This is a genomic window from Exiguobacterium artemiae (assembly GCF_033342815.1).
GTDB lineage: Bacteria > Bacillota > Bacilli > Exiguobacteriales > Exiguobacteriaceae > Exiguobacterium_A > Exiguobacterium_A artemiae_A.
The window spans coordinates 74,744-93,595 of the sequence record NZ_JAWPEN010000013.1; the positions used below are offsets into that span (position 1 = coordinate 74,744).

Annotated in this window: 12 protein-coding genes and 1 riboswitch; of the genes, 8 read left to right on the forward strand and 4 right to left on the reverse strand. The window is 48.7% G+C overall.

The genetic code is table 11. The features are described from left to right. The first annotated feature begins 16 nt into the window (after positions 1–16). Positions 17–1,093: a glycerate kinase family protein gene (locus R7V76_RS12330; RefSeq protein ID WP_318092773.1), complete on the forward strand. Its 1,077-nt coding sequence runs from the start codon at positions 17–19 to the stop codon at positions 1,091–1,093. A gap of 106 nt (positions 1,094–1,199) precedes the next feature. Further along, complete coding sequence (locus R7V76_RS12335) at positions 1,200–1,769, forward strand: hypothetical protein (protein WP_012371420.1); 570 nt, start codon at positions 1,200–1,202, stop codon at positions 1,767–1,769. 95 nt (positions 1,770–1,864) lie between these two features. Here the strand turns inward: R7V76_RS12335 and R7V76_RS12340 are convergent, their stop codons facing one another. Then, positions 1,865–2,344, reverse strand: a complete 480-nt coding sequence (locus R7V76_RS12340) for a glutathione peroxidase (RefSeq protein ID WP_026827448.1) — start codon at positions 2,342–2,344, stop codon at positions 1,865–1,867. Positions 2,345–2,515: 171 nt separating this feature from the next. Here R7V76_RS12340 and R7V76_RS12345 point away from each other — a divergent pair, with 171 nt between their 5' ends. From R7V76_RS12345 to R7V76_RS12365, 5 genes are all read left to right on the forward strand, one after another. After that, the gene (locus tag R7V76_RS12345; protein WP_012371418.1) at positions 2,516–2,710 is read left to right on the forward strand and encodes a hypothetical protein; all 195 of its coding nucleotides are present in this window, start codon (positions 2,516–2,518) and stop codon (positions 2,708–2,710) included. A gap of 240 nt (positions 2,711–2,950) precedes the next feature. Beyond that, a riboswitch (cyclic di-AMP (ydaO/yuaA leader) is annotated at positions 2,951–3,103 on the forward strand. Between the two features lie 321 nt (positions 3,104–3,424). After that, the gene (gene kdpA, locus R7V76_RS12350; RefSeq protein ID WP_318092777.1) at positions 3,425–5,065 is read left to right on the forward strand and encodes a potassium-transporting ATPase subunit KdpA; all 1,641 of its coding nucleotides are present in this window, start codon (positions 3,425–3,427) and stop codon (positions 5,063–5,065) included. Between the two features lie 17 nt (positions 5,066–5,082). Beyond that, positions 5,083–7,146 carry a potassium-transporting ATPase subunit KdpB gene (kdpB, locus tag R7V76_RS12355; RefSeq protein WP_318092778.1) on the forward strand — a complete coding sequence of 688 codons (2,064 nt, stop codon included), beginning with the start codon at positions 5,083–5,085 and terminating at the stop codon, positions 7,144–7,146. A gap of 13 nt (positions 7,147–7,159) precedes the next feature. Next, the gene (locus R7V76_RS12360) at positions 7,160–7,681 is read left to right on the forward strand and encodes a potassium-transporting ATPase subunit C (RefSeq protein WP_318092779.1); all 522 of its coding nucleotides are present in this window, start codon (positions 7,160–7,162) and stop codon (positions 7,679–7,681) included. Beyond that, positions 7,678–8,763, forward strand: a complete 1,086-nt coding sequence (locus tag R7V76_RS12365) for a universal stress protein (RefSeq protein WP_318092781.1) — start codon at positions 7,678–7,680, stop codon at positions 8,761–8,763. Before R7V76_RS12360 ends, R7V76_RS12365 begins: the two co-directional genes overlap by 4 nt. Before the next feature lie 121 nt (positions 8,764–8,884). On the opposite strand, the gene R7V76_RS12370 is transcribed toward R7V76_RS12365, so the two are convergent. Further along, the gene (locus R7V76_RS12370) at positions 8,885–12,469 is read right to left on the reverse strand and encodes an SH3 domain-containing protein (protein WP_318092782.1); all 3,585 of its coding nucleotides are present in this window, start codon (positions 12,467–12,469) and stop codon (positions 8,885–8,887) included. A 198-nt stretch (positions 12,470–12,667) separates the two neighbouring features. Further along, the gene (locus tag R7V76_RS12375) at positions 12,668–14,701 is read right to left on the reverse strand and encodes a thioredoxin domain-containing protein (RefSeq protein ID WP_318092783.1); all 2,034 of its coding nucleotides are present in this window, start codon (positions 14,699–14,701) and stop codon (positions 12,668–12,670) included. A gap of 758 nt (positions 14,702–15,459) precedes the next feature. Here R7V76_RS12375 and R7V76_RS12380 point away from each other — a divergent pair. Beyond that, complete coding sequence (locus tag R7V76_RS12380; RefSeq protein ID WP_318092784.1) at positions 15,460–18,207, forward strand: chitobiase/beta-hexosaminidase C-terminal domain-containing protein; 2,748 nt, start codon at positions 15,460–15,462, stop codon at positions 18,205–18,207. A 23-nt stretch (positions 18,208–18,230) separates the two neighbouring features. On the opposite strand, the gene R7V76_RS12385 is transcribed toward R7V76_RS12380, so the two are convergent. Continuing rightward, the gene (locus R7V76_RS12385; protein WP_131502300.1) at positions 18,231–18,587 is read right to left on the reverse strand and encodes a hypothetical protein; all 357 of its coding nucleotides are present in this window, start codon (positions 18,585–18,587) and stop codon (positions 18,231–18,233) included. Positions 18,588–18,852: the final 265 nt, after the last annotated feature.

The following is an 18,852-nucleotide window of genomic DNA, read 5'->3' on the forward strand; positions in this document are numbered from 1 at the left end:
GCGGGAGGCAATCAAGATGCATCATTTCATCTGTATCGACAGCTTTAAAGGCTGTATCGGCTCGGAAGATGCGGCGCGTGCCGTTGAACGGGGAATCCGGCGTGCCGATTCTGACGCGACGATTGATTGGAGTCCCGTTGCGGACGGTGGAGAAGGCACGATTGATACGCTACTAGCCAACGGATTTGAGAAAATCGTGGACGCGACAATCGATTTAGCCGGTCGTCCGATTGACGTGGCCTATGCGCAAAAAGACCGGATTGCCGTCATCGAGGCAGCTAGCGTCTGCGGACTGCACTTGAAACGACCGGAAGATAAGGCCTTTTCGGTTCATACACGGGGCATCGGTCGTCTTGTCCGGCAAATGTTGACGACGGATGTATCTGACGTATTTTTAGCTTTAGGCGGTACGGCGACGACCGATGGCGGACTTGGTTTCTTGGCAGAGCTGGGGGCTGACTTAATGACAGAAACCGGGGCGCCGATTGCGTGGCAAACGAATCCGTTGATGGAAACGAAACACCTCCGGCTGCCAATCATGTCCGTTCCCTTACATGTCTTAGCAGACGTCACGGCTCCATATGCCGGTGAGCTGGGAGCCGCGTCCGTCTTCGGACCGCAAAAAGGATTGACTGCAGCGGAAATTGTTTTACTGGATGGACGGTTGAAGGAAATCGGATACCGGCTGCATATCAATCAAATCAAAGGAGCAGGGGCGGCTGGTGGTCTCGGTGGAGCGGCATATGCGCTTGGTGCTTCGATCGAATCGGGTGCCGCTTTCATCTTACGAATGATTCATGCGAGGGAACGGATTGAACGAGCCGATTATGTCTGGACGGGGGAAGGGCGGATCGATCGTCAGACCGCAATGGGGAAGCTCCCGGCAAAGGTCATGGCATTAGCCAATCAGGCGGACGTTCCTTGTATCGTCCTTGCGGGTGAAGTGACGAAAAGGATGGAACAGGCATGGATCTGCGAAGCGATTCATGATCCGGATGAAGAAAAGACGCTTGATCCGTTCGTGACGAAACAACGATTGACGCGGCGTGCTGAACAAATCGTCCGAAGGTTGCCGGCAGCGCGAGACAGGTGAATTCTTTTGAAATCAGGTGAATAGTTGAAAGGAACAGGTATGAACGGATAGGGCTTAGGGTAAAAGAAACTATATTACTCTATTAATTGGAAGGCAGGTCAACCTCATGATCAATCAGTCGATTCAACTGTCATTTCGACAAGTCCGTGCACTCGTCGAACATACCTTATTATTATTCAAGGAGCTCGATCAACAACTCGCCAACCGGGGATACGAACCGACTTTACCGGATGTCGTCCAGACAGAACACGGCATCAGCATTCATCAGACGAAGGACAGTGCCGAATCGCTTGTCCCGCATTTTTTGACCCGGTCTTACACACGTCAAAATGAAAAAGTGTTGAATCATGCTCTGATTGTGTCCGTTCAATACACGCATCCGCTTCATGAACGATTTGATCCTGTTGTTCTGGTCGGCGATGTCATGTTCAAAAATCCGAAACAGACGACAAAACTGTTGCTTGATAAACCTTGGTTGCTGAAGTACGCCGCCTTCGAATCAACAGCTGCCGGATCATTTGAGCCGACCGGCAAACGTTTCCGGACCCAGCCGATTGAAGAAATCGAATGGCTGGATGTCTGGGGACATCCGTTTACGGAAATGCGCGACGTCGAAGATGTAAAAGTGTTGGCGGAAGAAATGATTAAAGGACACTTGGATCCGGGAACACCATGAGTTACGTTGGATCAGCAAAAAGAAAATAGAAAAAACAGGGGAACGGATGTTAAATCCGCTCCCCTGTTTGTCTGATGGAAAGATGTGCTTCGTGCTTAAACCGGAACGACAATCCGTTCGATGGCTGCAACAAGATCTGTCGGATTAGTTTTTGGTGCGAATCGTGTGACTTCCCCGTCACGCGTCACTAAAAATTTCGTAAAGTTCCATTCGACGTCCTGCTCGCCCGTCGTGTTCGGGGCAAGTGCTTTCAGTTCTGCGAACAACGGATGTGTCCCTTCCCCGTTGACTTCGATTTTTGAGAAAACAGGGAACGTCACGCCGTAGTTCATTTGGCAAAAACTCTGGATTTCTTCGTCTGTTCCCGGATCCTGTCCAGCGAACTGGTTACAGGGGAAACCGAGGACGACGAGTCCTTGTTTCCGGTAGTCCTGATGAAGTTGTTCCAGTCCTTCAAACTGGGGTGTCAAGCCGCATTTACTCGCTGTATTGACGATCAGCCAAGCTTGTCCCGGATAATCTTTTAACGTCGCTTCCGTGCCGTCGATCCGTTGAAATGTCTGCTCCTGTAACATATCTGAATTCCCCCTTATGGTCTTAATCCCAGTGTAGCAAATGCCTCCGGCTTTCGCCTGAATGACGGTTGTCAAGATGACAATCCCTTCACAATCCGGTGTCAGCCGCCCTGAATCGTGCCGATATTTGATAAGATACAAAAGACTTTGGAAGGAAAGGAGAGATGCCACATGAGAAAGATGTTGAAACAATCGCGTTTTGTCATGATCGCGACGCTTTGTCTCGTCTTGGTCGCAAGTGTTGTGACACTGCTGACCCTTGGATTCGAACGTGATATTGTGATTCTTGTTTCTGGAGTGGTCGCCCTGTGGGTGACGATGCTAGCTCCTTTGACGGTCCAGGCCAAACTGAATGAGCAATCATAACCGGTGTTGATTCAAAAAAACCGCAGTCCGATTTCTTGCTGAAGGAAGGTTTCCATTCAGATGAAGGAATCGGTTTCTGCGGTTTTTTTTCTTCTATAGCATAGGGTTAAAAAACACTATTTTTATAAAATAAGTCATCAAAAAGTCTGACTATATTTTTTTTAGAAATTCTATTTACAACGCCAACTAATCGGAGTAATATCCATCTCATCAACGAACACTAACATGTTAATGCTTCGATCTCAAAGTACGCCGAGTTCATGATTGAAGCGGGGGACCCAACCGTCACGACACGTGACACGGGGTGAATCTTCTCAGACAAGAGAAGTAGGGCGAAATCCTAGGTATGCCCGAATCCGACAGCTAACCTCGCAGGCGTTTTAGGAGGGAACGACTCTTATTCAGTGATGCCAATTTTTAAAGGCGATGCTGGGGCCGTTACTGCCTCACATCGTCTTTTTGTCGTATTTAATTGTAAAAATATTGAATAATATGGAGGTAATTTCAACATGGAGGATATCTGGAGTCTTCTTTTATTCGTCTTCTTTTTCGGAAGCTCGTTTTTAATGATCGGTCTGATTGAACGGATTCAATGGCGGGCAGGTGACCGGAAATGACATGGTTTTTGATGGTGATCGGTTGTCTCGTCTTTTTGTATCTGAGTTATTGTCTGATGTATCCGGAAAAATTCTAATCGCATAGGAGAAACAAATCATGTGGACTCAATTTTTACTTCAATTTTGGATTTTACTGGTCATCGCACTCGGAGCAGCCGTTTTGCTTGGGCGGTACATCGGAACGGTCTTTGCACCTGTTGGCATTCGAAAGACTGACTGGATTGGAAAGCTTGAGCGGCGTTTGTTGCTGTTGCTCGGTGTCGATGAACGAAAACAAGACCAGTCGTGGGTCGGGTATTCGAAAAGTCTGTTACTCGTCAACTTGCTGTTTTTTGTCGGAGGATACCTGTTACTGCGTTTTCAGGGGAGTTTGCCGCTGAATCCGAACGGAGCCGTCAATCTGGATTGGTCGACTGCTCTGCATACGACCATCAGCTTCATGACGAATACCGATCAACAGCACTACTCCGGTGAAGCGTTATCGTATCTGTCGCAAACGTTTGTCCTCGGCACGATGTTGTTCGTCGCACCGACGATGGCCTTTACGGTCTGTATCGCCGTTATCCGCGGACTGGCGAATCAGCCGCTCGGGAATTTTTATGCGGATTTTGTTCGTTTTATTCTCCGGATCTTAATTCCGGTGTCCTTCCTGTTTGGATTGTTGCTGATTTTACTCGGCGTTCCGCAGACGTTTGGCGGAGCGGTGACCGTGACGACACTCGAAGGCGCAAAACAGTTGATTTACCGTGGACCAGTTGCGGCGTTTGAAGTCATCAAACAGCTTGGGAACAACGGCGCCGGATTCTTCGGAGCGAACGGAGCGCATCCGTTTGAGAACCCGAACCAATACGTCAACTTCATCCAGATGTTTTTAATGCTGCTGATTCCGATGTCACTCCCCATCGCTTACGGAAAAATGATCGGCTCAGCGAAACAGGGCCGTCTGTTTCTCGGTGTGATGACGCTCCTGTTTATCATGATGACGTTTGGGATGGCGGGCAGTTTATTTGCAAATCCGACCGCACATGGTCAGGAACTCCGGTTTGGTCAAATCGGGACGATCTTATACAGCTCGATTACGACAGCGGCTGAAACCGGAGCTGTCAATGCGATGCATGATTCGCTTCATCCGCTTGCCGGGCTGATTCAGCTCGGAAACATGATGCTGAACGTCGTCTACGGCGGAACGGGAGCCGGTTTCCTGAACGTTCTGTTGTATGCATTTGTCGCCGTCTTCCTGACCGGACTGTTGATCGGGCGGACACCTACCTTCCTTGGCAAGAAGCTTGAAACGTTTGAAGTCAAGCTGATGGCGATTACCTTATTCGTTCCGCCGTTTCTGATTCTAGTCGGAACAGCAGTTTCAATGTACGTGGCACCGGGTATCGGAGCGATTTCAAATCCCGGCTACCATGGTCTGTCGCAAGTCTTGTATGAGTTCACTTCGGCGACCGCCAACAACGGTTCCGGTTTTGAAGGGCTCGGTGACGCGAATGTCTACTGGAATGTCGCGACTTCATTTGCCTTATTCTTTGGTCGTTACATTCCGTTGATTCTGATGCTTGCGATTGCCGGATCACTGAAAGCAAAACCAGCTGTTCCGCAAGATGAATTTTCGTTTAAAACAGATACCCCACTATTCGGTACAGTTTTCCTCGGTACGGTCGTACTCGTCGGTGCATTGACATTCCTGCCAGTGCTCGTACTTGGACCTATCGCGGATTGGCTGACGATGTGAACAGGAGATAATGAAACATGATGGAACCAATCAAACATCAACCCGTTGAGCAGGAACCGAACGTTCCGGAAAAAGAAGCGACATCAGCGGTCAATCCTTCAATTGCCAAACAAGCGACGCTGGATGCCTTTAAAAAATTAAATCCGGCGCATATGATCAAACAACCGATCATGTTCGTCGTCTGGATCGGTTGTCTTCTGACTATCGGCTACACGATTTTCATCGATGAGATGCGTGGTTTTAACTTAGCTGTCAGCATCATCCTGTTCCTGACCGTTCTGTTCGCGAATTTCGCCGAATCGATCGCCGAAGGACGCGGGAAAGCCCAGGCGGATTCTTTAAAAGCCTCAAAAGCAGATGTCATGGCGCGCAAACGGGTCGGCCAGACGATTGAGACCGTGTCCTCAGCAACATTACGTAAAGGCGACATCGTTTTCGTCCGGACCGGTGAATATGTACCGGGGGACGGTGAAATCATCAAAGGTCTCGCTTCGATTGATGAGTCGGCGATCACCGGAGAATCGGCACCGGTCATTAAAGAAGCCGGGGGCGACTTCTCGTCTGTCATCGGTGGCACGTTAGTCGTCAGTGACGAAATCGAAGTTCGGATTACCAGTAACCCCGGCGAGTCCTTCCTCGACCAGATGATTGCGCTCGTCGAAGGGGCAAGCCGGCAAAAAACACCGAACGAATTGGCGCTGTCGACGTTACTGACGAGCTTGACGCTGATCTTTTTACTCGTCGTCATGACGCTGCCTGTCTTTACGAATTATTTAGACTTTGATTTGTCCGGTCCGATTCTGATCGCCTTGCTGGTCTGTCTGATTCCAACGACGATCGGCGGATTGTTATCCGCGATCGGGATTGCCGGAATGGACCGTGTGACCCGCTTTAACGTCATTGCGATGAGCGGGAAAGCGGTCGAAGCGGCAGGGGACATTCAAACGATCATTCTCGATAAGACAGGTACGATTACGTTCGGGAACCGGATGGCGTCCGACATTCTGCCGGTTGGTAATGCGACGACGGAAGCCGTCTTTGCCGGTGCGACACTCTCGTCACTCGCGGATGAGACACCGGAAGGCCGTTCGGTCCTCGAACTGGCTGAACTGCGAAACATGCCGATTGAACAAAAGCAGTTGGACGGGGCGGAAATCATTCCGTTTCGGGCGGAAACGCGGATGTCGGGTCTTGATTTAGCCGACGGCCGCCGGGTCCGAAAAGGAGCCGGACAAGCGATTCAACAGTGGGTCGCGGACCAGGGGGGAGCGATTCCCGGAAATCTGCAGGAAACAGCCGAACAGATTTCCCGGCTCGGCGGGACACCACTCGTCGTCGCCATCGATACGGAAATCTTAGGTGTCATTTACCTGAAGGATACGGTTAAGCCCGGCATGCGGGAACGGTTTGACCGCCTGCGGGAGATGGGGATCAAAACGGTCATGTGTACCGGCGACAATCCATTGACGGCAGCAACGATTGCCCGTGAAGCCGGAGTCGATGATTTCGTCGCCGAATGTACGCCGGAAGATAAAATCCGTGTCATCAAACGTGAGCAGGACGCCGGACACCTGGTTGCGATGACAGGGGACGGAACAAACGATGCACCGGCGCTTGCCCAGGCCGATGTCGGTCTTGCAATGAACAGTGGAACGCAGGCGGCAAAAGAAGCGGCGAACATGATCGATCTCGACTCCAATCCGACGAAAATCATCGAAGTCGTCGAAATCGGGAAACAGTTGCTGATGACACGCGGCGCGTTGACGACGTTCTCGATTGCCAATGATGTCGCGAAATACTTTGCGATCATTCCGGCAATCTTCATGGTCGCGATTCCGCAAATGGAATTGCTGAACATCATGCGTCTCGATTCCCCGACGACGGCTATCCTGTCGGCACTGATCTTTAACGCGATCATCATCCCGATGCTGATTCCGCTGGCGATGAAAGGTGTCTCGTATAAACCGATGACAGCGGATCAACTGCTAGGTCGGAATTTACTGATCTACGGTCTTGGCGGTGTCATCGTCCCGTTCATCGGTATTAAAATCATTGATGTCTTGCTTGCAAGCATCTTATAAGGAGAACAGAATCATGAAACAGGCCATTCGTGTGACGGTCTTCGTCACCGCGTTGTGCGGGATTGTTTTTCCCGCTTTGCTGACCTTGTTCGGTCAATTACTTGTTCCGGACAAAGCAGCCGGTTCACTGGTGCAGGAAAACGGAAAATTCATCGGATCGGAATTGATTGCGCAACCTTTCACGTCAAAACAATATTTCCACGGACGTCCGTCAGCAGTCGATCAATTAGCGGGATCATCTGCTGGGGATAACCTGGCCGCTTCAAACCCGGAGCTTGGCAAGAAGATGGCGGAATTCGCGAAACAGAATCAAGTGGACGGCGCTTCGCTTCCGGACGATGCCCGCGTGACGTCCGGTTCTGGCTTCGATCCGCACATCTCGCTCGACTATGCACGGGCACAGGTCAAACGGATTGCAACCGAACGAAATCTCTCGCGTGATGCTGTTCGGCGATTAATCGATCAGGAAGCAGGGAATAATCAATATGTGAACGTTTTGATGTTGAATCTGAAACTTGATCGGAGTCAATCATGACACGCGGAAAGCTGAAGCTGTATATCGGCTCGGCTCCCGGTGTCGGGAAGACGTATAAGATGCTGGCGGATGCCCATGCGTTAGTCCGGGAAGGCAAGGATGTCGTCATCGGTTTGATCGAGACGCACGGCCGTCGCGATACGGCAGAGATGATCGGGCGGCTCGAACAGGTTCCGTTACTCGAAGTCCACTATAAAGAGAAAGTATTTCTTGAAGTGAACGTAGAGGCCATCATTGCCCGCAAACCGGACATCGTGTTAATAGACGAACTGGCACATACGAATGCGCCGGGATCGGTTCGGAAAAAACGGTATCAGGATGTCTCCGTCCTGCTTGAAGCGGGAATCAATGTCTATTCGGCCGTCAACATCCAACATTTCGAAAGCCTGCTGTTCAAGGTGAAAGAAATGACAGGGGTCGAAGTCCGGGAGCGGATTCCGGATCCCTTCCTCGGGGAGGCGGATGAGATTCTACTCGTGGACGTGACACCGCAAACCTTGCGCGAGCGACTGGAACACGGAAAAATCTATAAAAAAGAGAAGATTGAACAGAGCTTAAATTCTTTTTTCTCCTTGCAAAATTTAGCGAGCTTACGGGAGTTATCGCTCCGGCAGGTCGCGGATGAAGTCGACGATCAAGTATATCAAGCACGTCTCTTGATCGAAAAAGATCCGACCTTGTTACAGGAACGAATTTTAGTCTGTGTCCAGTTGAATGAAAATGCGCGAAAGTTGATCTATCGTGGATTTCGGATGGCGAGCCGGATGAAAGCCGATCTTTATATTTTGACGATTCTACCCAAACCGGAAAACCAGTTGACGGCATCGCAAAAGGAAGTACTGGCGATGTTACGCGAAAGTGGAGCCCTGTTTGACGCAGAAGTCTTAATTCGGATTCAAGGGGAACGTTCGATTGCGGAAACCATCACGGCAGCCGCAAAACATCATCGCATCACACAAATCGTGCTCGGTCAATCCGCACGGACCCGGTGGCAGGAAATCCGGCGTGGATCGATCGTCAATCAAATCATGCGTCAAAACCGGGGCATTGATTTGCAAATCGTCGCAGATGATCAAGTCTGACAGGGTGTCTCTTCCGCGTAAATGCAGGAGACGTCTTCCGTCAGATGGTGACGGTCACAGCACGCATAAAAAAATCCAGACCACGAATCGATGGATTCAAGGTCTGGATTTTTTGTGGTGCTTAACGGGTGAAGACTGGAATATCAAAGACAGCCGTATAGCTATCCATCTGTTCATAGAGCTTGTAGATCTGGGTGGTTTGTTTGACCGCCCAGCCCATATCCGTCGCGTACTGGTGAACACCCGGACGCATCGGACTCCAACGCATTTTGTAGAGTGTATTTTGGTCGTAAGCATTGTGGATGTATGTCGTACTGATGAATTCCGCACCACCGACGATGGCGGCTTCCGGTGTGAACCATCCTTTACTGTACGCATATGCAGCACCTGTATTGATGGCATCGTAGTCATACGCACCGATTCCGTACATGTTGTAGACCGTTCGTCCGTTCCAGATGACGCCTGTCGCAAGCTTCGACGTTCCGTTTCCTGTCTCGAGTAAAGCATGTGAGATCAGATACGCTTCGTTGACCGAATACTTTGCGCCGGCATCGATGAAAGCTTGTCCGCAACTGCCTGTCGTACATTTACCGAAAATCCCTTTTGTCGCGAGGATGTTGTTCAACGTCGCTGCTGAAGCACCTGTTGATTTGGATAGATCAAGGAACTGGTAATAGGCAGACGATTGACGGTCAACTTTGAGCGGATCCGCCGCATTCCGGACATCAGCTTCCAGTGCGTTCAACCAGTAAATCGTTGAATACTTTGTCGTCGTTGTGTAGACGCGCGGATACGTCGTGTAGAAGCCGCTGACATTTTGATAGACTTTGATCATCGCGTTTGGTTTGAACTGACCATAAACGTGACTGGCCGTCGTCGCACCGGAGCGGATGTTCAGCGGTGTCGTTGCCGTGACCGTAGCAATCGTTCCGTTGACCGGATCGAGGGCACCGCCGAGGCGAACGTAGTCCGCACTGACGTACATCAGTTTTGAAGCATACAAATCCGTTTGTGGGGGAGGATTCAGTTTCATTTGGGCACTGATGAAGCTGTCAAACGTATACGGTGTTGCGACTGAATTATAGACGTTCAGCTTGGCTGATGTCATGACCATTGTCCCGTTGTACGCATAAAGCGTCTTCCCTTCATAAGAAACTTCATACCAGCTGCCGATTTTTCCAGTGACCGGTAAAACCGTATTCACAGGAATGGAAGCGACAAGTTGATATGCATCCCCAACATAAGAGCGGAGCGAAGTCGTTCCGGTTGCCCGGACAAACGATTTTTCAATCGGCTCATAAGCGATGGGTGAAGTCGGCTGACCAAGTTTGATGTAACCTGTTCTTCCGTTGACCGTGACTTGATGCCACTGGCCATTGGCAGATGTCGTTACAAGCGTTCTCGTCGTGTAGACATTACCTTTGTTTAAGTTGGCGATTGTCGCCGCTGTATCGGATGCATCACTTTTGACAGCAACCGGAGCGTCGAGCAGGAAGCGGGCTTCCGCAATCGTCGTCGTCTCCGAAAACTCCGTCAAAGTAGACGCTGCTGCATAACCGCTCTTACCGGCATAGGTGATTTTCACCCAGTTGCCGATTCGTCCTGTCACCGTGATGACCGTTTTGTTTGGAATCGTCGTGACGGGAGCGTAAGATGGTCCGGCATAAGACCGGAGCGGTGTTGCAGCTGATGTTTTGTATTTTGTTGCCGGTAGGGCCTCGTAGGCAATCGATGTTCCTTGGTTGACGCGGACGTAACCGGTTTTTCCATCGATTGTCATCCGGTGCCACTGTTCCGCACGACCGTTCGTGATGACTTGTGTCGTATAGTAGACGTCATTTGCCGAGAGTGTCGTCAACGTATCGGCTGTCGAGTGATGCGATTTCTTTACGTCGACTGACTTCGATAAGACGAATCGTGAAGCCGGCAGTGTTTTTTTCGTAATCAATTCAGTCATCGTATCCGCAACGACATAACCGGTTTTCCCGTTAGCCGATACTTTATACCAATCTTGAATTTTTCCGATGACCTGAACGTTCGTACCTGTCGCGATGGTTGCGACAGTCGCATATGAATTTCCTGCATATGTACGCAGTACAGTCGTTTCTGTTGCTTTCATTGCCATGTTCTCTGAACTGTAATCGACAGGTTTTCCTTGATCGACCGGGATGTATCCTGTCTGACCGTCTTTTGTGACACGATGCCATTTAGACGAACCATTCGTGACGAGTTGATTCGTTTGATAGATATCCTTTGTCTTGAACATCGTGACGGTCGCAGCGTTGGCTTTCGGTGCTGCTTTCATCGCGACATCCGTTTCAAGTTGGATATCGGTCGCCGGAATCGGTTGTGTCGTCACATAATCCGTAAAGGTCGTACCGGCTGCGTAACCTGATTTTCCGTCATAAGAGACTTTATACCAGTTGCCGATCTGTCCTTGGATTTTGACGACGGTCCCGTTTGGAATCGTTTTGATGACACCGTACGAAGGACCGGCATACGAGTGCAACGCCGTTGCTGTCGTCGTCTTTAGAGAAAGATCATGGACCGTATAGTACTTGATCGTTTTTCCTTGATTGACTTTGACATAACCGGTTTTGCCGTCTTTTGAGACTTTATGCCACTGCTCACCAAGCGGATTTGTCACGAGTTGCGTCGTATAGTAGACGTTTCCCGTTTGCAGGCTGGCAAGTGTCGCGGCGGATGAAGCCGGTGTGGCTTTGATTTCAACGGAGTTCGACAACAGGAAGCGTGACGAGGCTAACTTGACCTTTGCCGTGTACTCTTTCAAAGCAGCAGTCAAAACGTAACCTGTTTTCCCGTCATACGTGACACGATGATAGAGACCCGAAACTGCAGTCGATTTAACGATTGCTCCTTTTGGAAGCGTGACGAGCGGACGTTTTGTTCCGTCCGTCGTATCGTACAGGACAAGAGCAGATTTCGTTTGGAACGCCGTTTCCGGAATCGTCGTCACTTCTTGTTTAGAAGAGCCGGCGAACGCACCTTTGTGCATATAACCTGACTTGCCTGCATAAGTGACGTTGTACCAGTCACCGATTCGTCCGGTCGTTTGCAGGGAAGTCCCTGTTGGAACGACAATCTGCCGCGGATAGGCTGTACCGGCATATTGACGGAGGATGTAACCGTCTGTCGTCTTTAAAGCAGTTTTCGACATCTTCGTATAGGAGATTGGTGTCGTGTTCAAGGCACGGGCATAAACCGTCTTGCCGTCAAACTTGATACGGTACCAGATTTCGCCGAACGAATTCGTGATTTTTTGTGAACTGTAGTACGCATCCTGTTCATTTAAAGTAGCAATGACAGGAGCTGTCGCCGACGCCGACGTATGAAGGGTCGTCTTTTTCGAAACGAGGAACCGTTGTCCTTTAATCGTTTCTTTCTGATTAAATGCTGTTAGATATTTTGACGCGACATATCCCGTTTTTCCGCCGTATGCTACTCTTCTGAAATAGCCAGAAGACGACTCATACGTGGATGAAACGATAGTTCCGGTCTTGATCGTCAACAAGCGTTTCCGTGAAGATGTCGTCTTGTCATACAGATAAGTATCGGCAGACAGACGGTAGGTCGTTGCTTTGGTCGTCGCAGCTTCGAGTGAAGGGCTGTAAGAAACAAATATGCCGAGGACCAGGATAAAGCTGACCAGCATCTTCAAGGGTTTCGTGAATAGTGTCGTGTTCAAAGATCGTATCCTCCTAGTTAGAATTCGTCCGAAGACGTTTCGGGCTCTAGGATGTCAATTCTAAGATGTGAAATTAATTTGCCTATACTTACTATCGACAATAAAACATTTATCTACAGTATATTTAGAATTTTTTTGAAAAAAGGGGTTTAGTTTTTTGAAAAACCCTTCTGTTTTAGGAAACAGAAGGGAATTAAGTCATATCATGATTTTTTGAAAAAGTTCCGACAGATTAGTCGTCGGTCGGTCGCATTGAAAATCATGACAAAGATAGGCTGTCGCCTGTTGAGTCGGAGCATCATACGTGGCAAGGAATGGAGCGATTTCGAGCAAGTCCGTTTTTGAACCGACGAGCAGTGAAAGTTCAGGCAGGCGGCGCTGATGGAGCTGCGTCATAAACGAGGCGACGTCCGCGTAAGATTCCGTCAACACAATCAATTCTTTTGGTTCCATCAATGTTCGCGTGTAGACACTCAGTAGACTGGCGAAACCGGTCGGTTGAGATTTGATTTCGGAAGCAAGCGTCGAGAAGTTCCGCTGGGCCTGATCCCGGTAACCGGTCCGGCCTGTCAGCTGTGATAAACGAAGCAGATTCGAGACAGCCGTGCTGTTACCAGCCGGTTTGACGCCGTCATAAACATCTTTCGGTCGTACGAGTAACGTGTCGTCCTCAAATGAAGTAAAGAAAAAGCTGCCGTCTTCGTCAGAGAAGTCCCTGATCATCCGTTCCGTCAGCCGGATTGCCTGCTTGAGATAGGGAATGTGCTGTGTCGTTTGATGCAGCTCGAGATAAGCTTCCGTCAAGAAACTGTAGTCATCGAGATAACCGTTTCCTTGAACATGACCTTGACGATACCGGACGTGTAACCGGTCGTCGTCCATCAAATGTGTCTCAAGGAACGTCAAAGCCTGTCGGGCACGCTCTGTATACCGGTCATCGTTAAAAACACGACCTGCTTTCGCGTAGGCAGAAATCATCAAGGCGTTCCAAGACGTCAAGATCTTATCGTCACGGAATGGACGGGTCCTTTGACTACGGAAGAGCAACAAGGTCCGGCGCTCCTGCTCGAGTTGGATCAGGATATCTTGAACAGCGGTATTCCGATCAGCCGCCAATTGCTGAATCGATTGACCGGTCCGCCGAAAAACAATCTGTCCTTCGAAGTTTCCTTGAGGCGTGGCTTGATAGAGGAGCGGGAAAACGGCGTCTTTTCCGAGTAAATCCGCCAGTTCATCGAATGTGAACGTATAAAACAGTCCTTCGCGACCTTCGCTGTCCGCATCTTCTGCCGAATAAAACGCACCGTCCGGAGAAGACAAATCGCGTTCGATGTATGCGAAAATTTCTTCCGCATATTGTTTAAACCGTTCTCTGCCCGATACTTGATACGTTTCGATGCATAATGTCGCGAACAAAGCATTGTCATACAACATTTTTTCAAAATGCGGGATCTCCCAACGTTCATCGACCGTATACCGGTAAAGACCGAATCCGACGTGATCGGTGATTCCGCCGTCCCGCATCGCGGTTAAGGTCCGCATGACCATCTGCAAAGCCGTCTCATCTTCTGCGAACCGGTAATAATCGAGCAGGAAAGTCAGCAACGAAGGCGAGGGGAACTTGGGAGCTGTGCCAAACCCGCCATGCTCCACATCAAACTGACGCATCGCCTGATCAAATGTCTCGTGAACCAATGCCTCATCCAAGGGATCCTCTGAGGCGAAGGTCGTGACCGTCGTTAACGCCTGAATGATTTCCTGTCCGACCCGTTTGATTTTGCCCGGATCGGTCCGGTAGTGTTCACTGAGTTGCAAAAGAACTTGCCGGAAGCTCGGACGGTTGAACTGCGGTGTCTTCGGAAAATAGGTGCCGATGTAAAACGGTGTCTGATCCGGGGACATGAAGACGCTGAGCGGCCAACCGCCCTGTCCGTTCATCAGTTGGGCCGCCGTCATATAGATCTGATCGATATCCGGTCGTTCTTCCCGGTCGACTTTGATCGAGATGAACCGGTCATTCAGCATCCGGGCCGTCTCTTCGTCTTCGAAGCTTTCGTGTGCCAAAACATGGCACCAATGACAGGTCGAATAACCGATCGACAGGAAAATCGGTTTGTTCGCCGCACGGGCAGCGGCAAACGCTTCTTCCCCCCATGGATACCAATCAACCGGGTTGGTGGCGTGCTGGAGTAAATAAGGACTTTTTTCGTTGATTAGTCGGTTCGTCGCCATCTCTAAAACCTCGTTTCTTCTATAGTAATAGTCAGTCGTCTTTGGATAACCTTAACGATACCGGTGTTCGGGAGATGAATCAACAAAAGGACCCGCATCCAAAATAGAAGTTTCTTGAAAAAGATTGACTTTATAAAATAAAACGTGGTATATTAGATTTTGTCATGAATCGGGGATGATCACTCATGTGAGAATCCATCACAAAAATACACAATTTAATAATCAGGTCAGGATTTTTAGACCTTACTGACAAATGAGTCAGACATAAGTCATCGCTTTTATTTTGTCCTTCTTCTGTTGAACTAGAAGAAGTTGACCCAGCAAGATAAACCTTCCATTCGATACTTTTCAGCTCATTTCCGAGCGAAATTCTAAAAATCCCAGTAAATACGCAACCCAACGCGTAACTTGATTCTTGCTAAAACGCTTGATTCAGCTGGCGCGGCCAAGGAGCCGTAACAACGAAAGAGAGGTAGGGCTTTCGTCGTTTCAGGTGTTTTGATCACCTGTATCCTCGATTCTCATGACACCTAAAAAACAGACACGCTGAAAAGGCGTTTTTTTTATGCCGTTTTTTCATAAATATGACTACGGAAGCTGAACATTCCATCCCGAAAGACGAATGATTAATTTTTGTAAGCGTTAACAAGTTATTCTTTTACGAATATTAACATCTTTTTTTACATAAAACATACACTATTCATGAATTAATCTGATAATATAAAGAAGTGTCAGAAAATTCATAGGGGGTCAACATCATGAAGAACGTCAGTACGTTTGGGAAGTGGGCATTGGTCGGAGCATTAACAGCAGGAATTCTTCCACAAGCAGGTATTACGGTAGGGGCAGAAGGCGAAGGCGTCATCTTGTCCGAGTACATAGAGGGGTCAAGCAACAACAAAGCGATTGAAATTTATAATGGTTCGGGTCAAATCATCAATCTTTCAGATTACACGCTTGTTCAATATACGAATGGTGGACCGACGGAGTCAAAAATTGCACTGTCGGGAACGCTTGAGCCGGGGAAAACATTTGTCATTGCCAATTCAAGTGCGAATGCAGACATTAAAGGCAAAGCTCAACAAACAACAGGTTCACTAAACTTTAACGGAAATGATCCGGTTGCCCTGAAAAAAGGCGATGTCGTCCTTGATATCATCGGTCCGGTCGGCTCAAGTGCTGATTTCGCGAAAGATACGACACTCGTTCGGAACTCAAATGTAACAGCCGGTTCGAAAACATACGAACCGTCACAATGGACAAGCTTCCCGGTCGACACGTTAACAAATCTCGGAACGCACGCTGCTGAAGCCGGAGACATTTTAGTCGCACCGACGGCGTCACCGGTCGGAGAAGTCGATCGCGGCGATCAAGTGACGTTAAACGGAGAAGGTACGATCCACTATACTGTCGACGGATCAACACCGACTGCTGAAAGTCCGATCTACTCCGGTCCGATTACAATTAATGAAGAAATGACGATTCAGGCAGTGGGCGTCAAAGACGGAAAAACGTCTGCTGTTTCGACATTCAAATACTACATCGCACCTCCAATCACGAAAATCAGCAGTATTCAAGGAGTCGCGCATACATCACCATACGCGGATCAACTCGTCCGGACGACGGGTGTCGTCACATATGTTGTCGATGCCAACAACTTCTACATGCAGGATCCAAATCCGGATAACAACAGTAAAACGTCTGAAGGAGTGCTGGTCTACGCGAAAAACCACGGCGCAGCAGTCGGACAGACTGTCGCAACGACGGGATACGTCAAAGAATGGTTGCTTGGCGGATACAGTGACAAGTTTGATACGGATCTCGCGGTGACGGAAATCAGTACCGTCAATCTTGTTAAAGGTGCATTGAACTCAGGATTGCCGGCAAGTATCGTTCTCGGGGAAAACGGTGTCTTGATTCCGACGAAAGTCATCGACAACGATTCATTTGCTGAATTTGATCCGGCTGAAGATGCGATTGATCTATACGAAAGTGTGGAAGGGATGCGTGTTGCGCTTCCGAATGCCATCGTTACGGGACCACAGGCCAACCGGACGATTCCAGTTCGTACGCAAACAGCAGATAAAGTCTATACGAAACGCGGTACACCAATCCTGACAGAAGATAACGCCAACCCGGAGCGACTGTTCGTTGAGATGGGCAGCAGCTCGTACCGTGCAAAATCAGGGGACCGTTTCGAAGGAACAATCGAAGGTGTCATGAGCTATAACTATTCGGCCTATAAAGTACTCGCGAAAGCAGCGGATCTGCCGAAGTTGATTACGAGTGAAGTCGATCGTCAACCGACGAATATTGAAACGGGCGATTCACGTCTGACGGTTGCTTCGTACAACGTGGAAAACTTTGCTTCGACGGCAGATGCCGGAAAAGTCGATCGTGTATCGGAAGGCATCGCGACATTCCTGAAAACACCGGATATCGTCGGTTTGACAGAAATGCAGGATAACGATGGTGCGACAGACAGCGGTACGGTCGATGCATCGAAATCGTTTGAGACATTGATTGCAGCCATCGAAGCGAAAACAGGTGTCCGCTATGCGTATACGGATATCGCACCGGAAGATAAAAAAGACGGCGGACAACCAGGCGGAAACATCCGTGTCGGTTTCTTATACAACCCGGCCCGTGTTTCTCTTGCACCAGGTGAAAAAGGAACGGAGACACAAGCCGTTGCCGTCGAAAACGGTAAGTTGACGAACAACCCGGGTCGGATTCAGCCGAACGATCCAAACTTCGACAGCTCACGTAAACCACTCGTCGGGGAATTCATTTTCAAAGGCGAATCGTATCATGTCATCGTCAACCACTTTAACTCTAAAGGCGGCGATGGAGCAGACTTCGGTAAAAACCAGCCGGTCGTTCGTAAGAGTGAAGTACAGCGTCATGCGATTGCAGAGATTGTCCAAAACTTCGTCAATGAACTGGAAACAGAAGTGAAGGATTCAAACGTCGTCGTACTCGGTGACTTGAATGACTTCCAGTTCTCGAAAACACTGGATATCTTAAAAGGCGACAATCTCTGGAATACAGTGGATGATCTTCCGAAATCGGAACGTTATTCTTACGTCTACAACGGAAACGCACAGGTTCTCGACCATGTTCTGATTTCGAAAAACCTGAAGCCGTATACGTCTTCTGATATCGTCAACATCAACTCGGATTATATGGAAGCAGACGGCAGCGCGAGTGACCACGATCCGGCCATCATCTCGATTCAGGGGATGGAAAGTGCTGTCGCCGTCAACGGAAAAGCAGAAATCGGAAAATGGCGTGCTGTTCAAAAAGGGAACCATATCTTCATCGAACGTAAATTAGCCGGAAAATGGGACAAAGCGAGTGAAACACATGCCAATCAACAAGGTGATTTACTGGAACTCCGTGTTTCTCAAGGTCGTCCGTACATCCAGGTGAAAACGAAAAAAGGTAAAACGATTTGGCTTGAACTGTCGAATGGTTATAAATTAAAAGAAACAACGAAATACTAAGCGGTTGTATTAAAAAAGCGGACTTAATTGTCCGCTTTTTTGTGTATTCGGATAAAGAGTGAGAAAAAGGACAGCAGACTAATCGAGAAGGTAAGTAATAACGCGAGGTGTAACGGGACGACCCGGAACATGTACGTAAAATGAATGATGATCAATAACAGGATGATGGCAAGACCGGGAAGAAACTGTTTGCGTAACAGGTGACCGACACCGGGGACGAGAAGTTCGAAGCCGAACCGTTGACTAATGTGGACTTCTTCATGGGCATTGGCGAGACTGAATGAGACGGTCAACAACACTAAAATCAGCCATCCGGAAAACAGATACTGCTGAATCGGTAAAAACGTAATCGATTCATAAATAAAATAAAGTAGAATCATGGCATACTCCTCTAATCATGATGTTATATCGGAAAGCATTATTTTTTTTCCTTACGAATTCTAATGATAACGAGGGTTGCCTGCGACGGCAATAACAATCGGTTGGAAACGAAATAAAAGAATCTTCACACATTTTAACAACAGGTGTGACCGTCAAGAAGAAAAGTCATTTTACGATGATTTAAGCACAACACTTTTCGATCATTCTGTATGTTCTGTAAAAATAGTAGACCGATAGCGCATCCGGTAGCTTTCTTCATCCATT

Bases quoted from the DNA above. Each gene is read 5' to 3' on its own strand.
- R7V76_RS12330 (WP_318092773.1), top strand. From the start codon at position 17: ATGCATCATTTCATCTGTATCGACAGCTTTAAAGGCTGTATCGGCTCG.
- R7V76_RS12335 (WP_012371420.1), top strand. From the start codon at position 1,200: ATGATCAATCAGTCGATTCAACTGTCATTTCGACAAGTCCGTGCACTC.
- R7V76_RS12340 (WP_026827448.1), bottom strand. From the start codon at position 2,344: ATGTTACAGGAGCAGACATTTCAACGGATCGACGGCACGGAAGCGACG.
- R7V76_RS12345 (WP_012371418.1), top strand. From the start codon at position 2,516: ATGAGAAAGATGTTGAAACAATCGCGTTTTGTCATGATCGCGACGCTT.
- kdpA (WP_318092777.1), top strand. From the start codon at position 3,425: ATGTGGACTCAATTTTTACTTCAATTTTGGATTTTACTGGTCATCGCA.
- kdpB (WP_318092778.1), top strand. From the start codon at position 5,083: ATGATGGAACCAATCAAACATCAACCCGTTGAGCAGGAACCGAACGTT.
- R7V76_RS12360 (WP_318092779.1), top strand. From the start codon at position 7,160: ATGAAACAGGCCATTCGTGTGACGGTCTTCGTCACCGCGTTGTGCGGG.
- R7V76_RS12365 (WP_318092781.1), top strand. From the start codon at position 7,678: ATGACACGCGGAAAGCTGAAGCTGTATATCGGCTCGGCTCCCGGTGTC.
- R7V76_RS12375 (WP_318092783.1), bottom strand. From the start codon at position 14,701: ATGGCGACGAACCGACTAATCAACGAAAAAAGTCCTTATTTACTCCAG.
- R7V76_RS12380 (WP_318092784.1), top strand. From the start codon at position 15,460: ATGAAGAACGTCAGTACGTTTGGGAAGTGGGCATTGGTCGGAGCATTA.
- R7V76_RS12385 (WP_131502300.1), bottom strand. From the start codon at position 18,587: ATGATTCTACTTTATTTTATTTATGAATCGATTACGTTTTTACCGATT.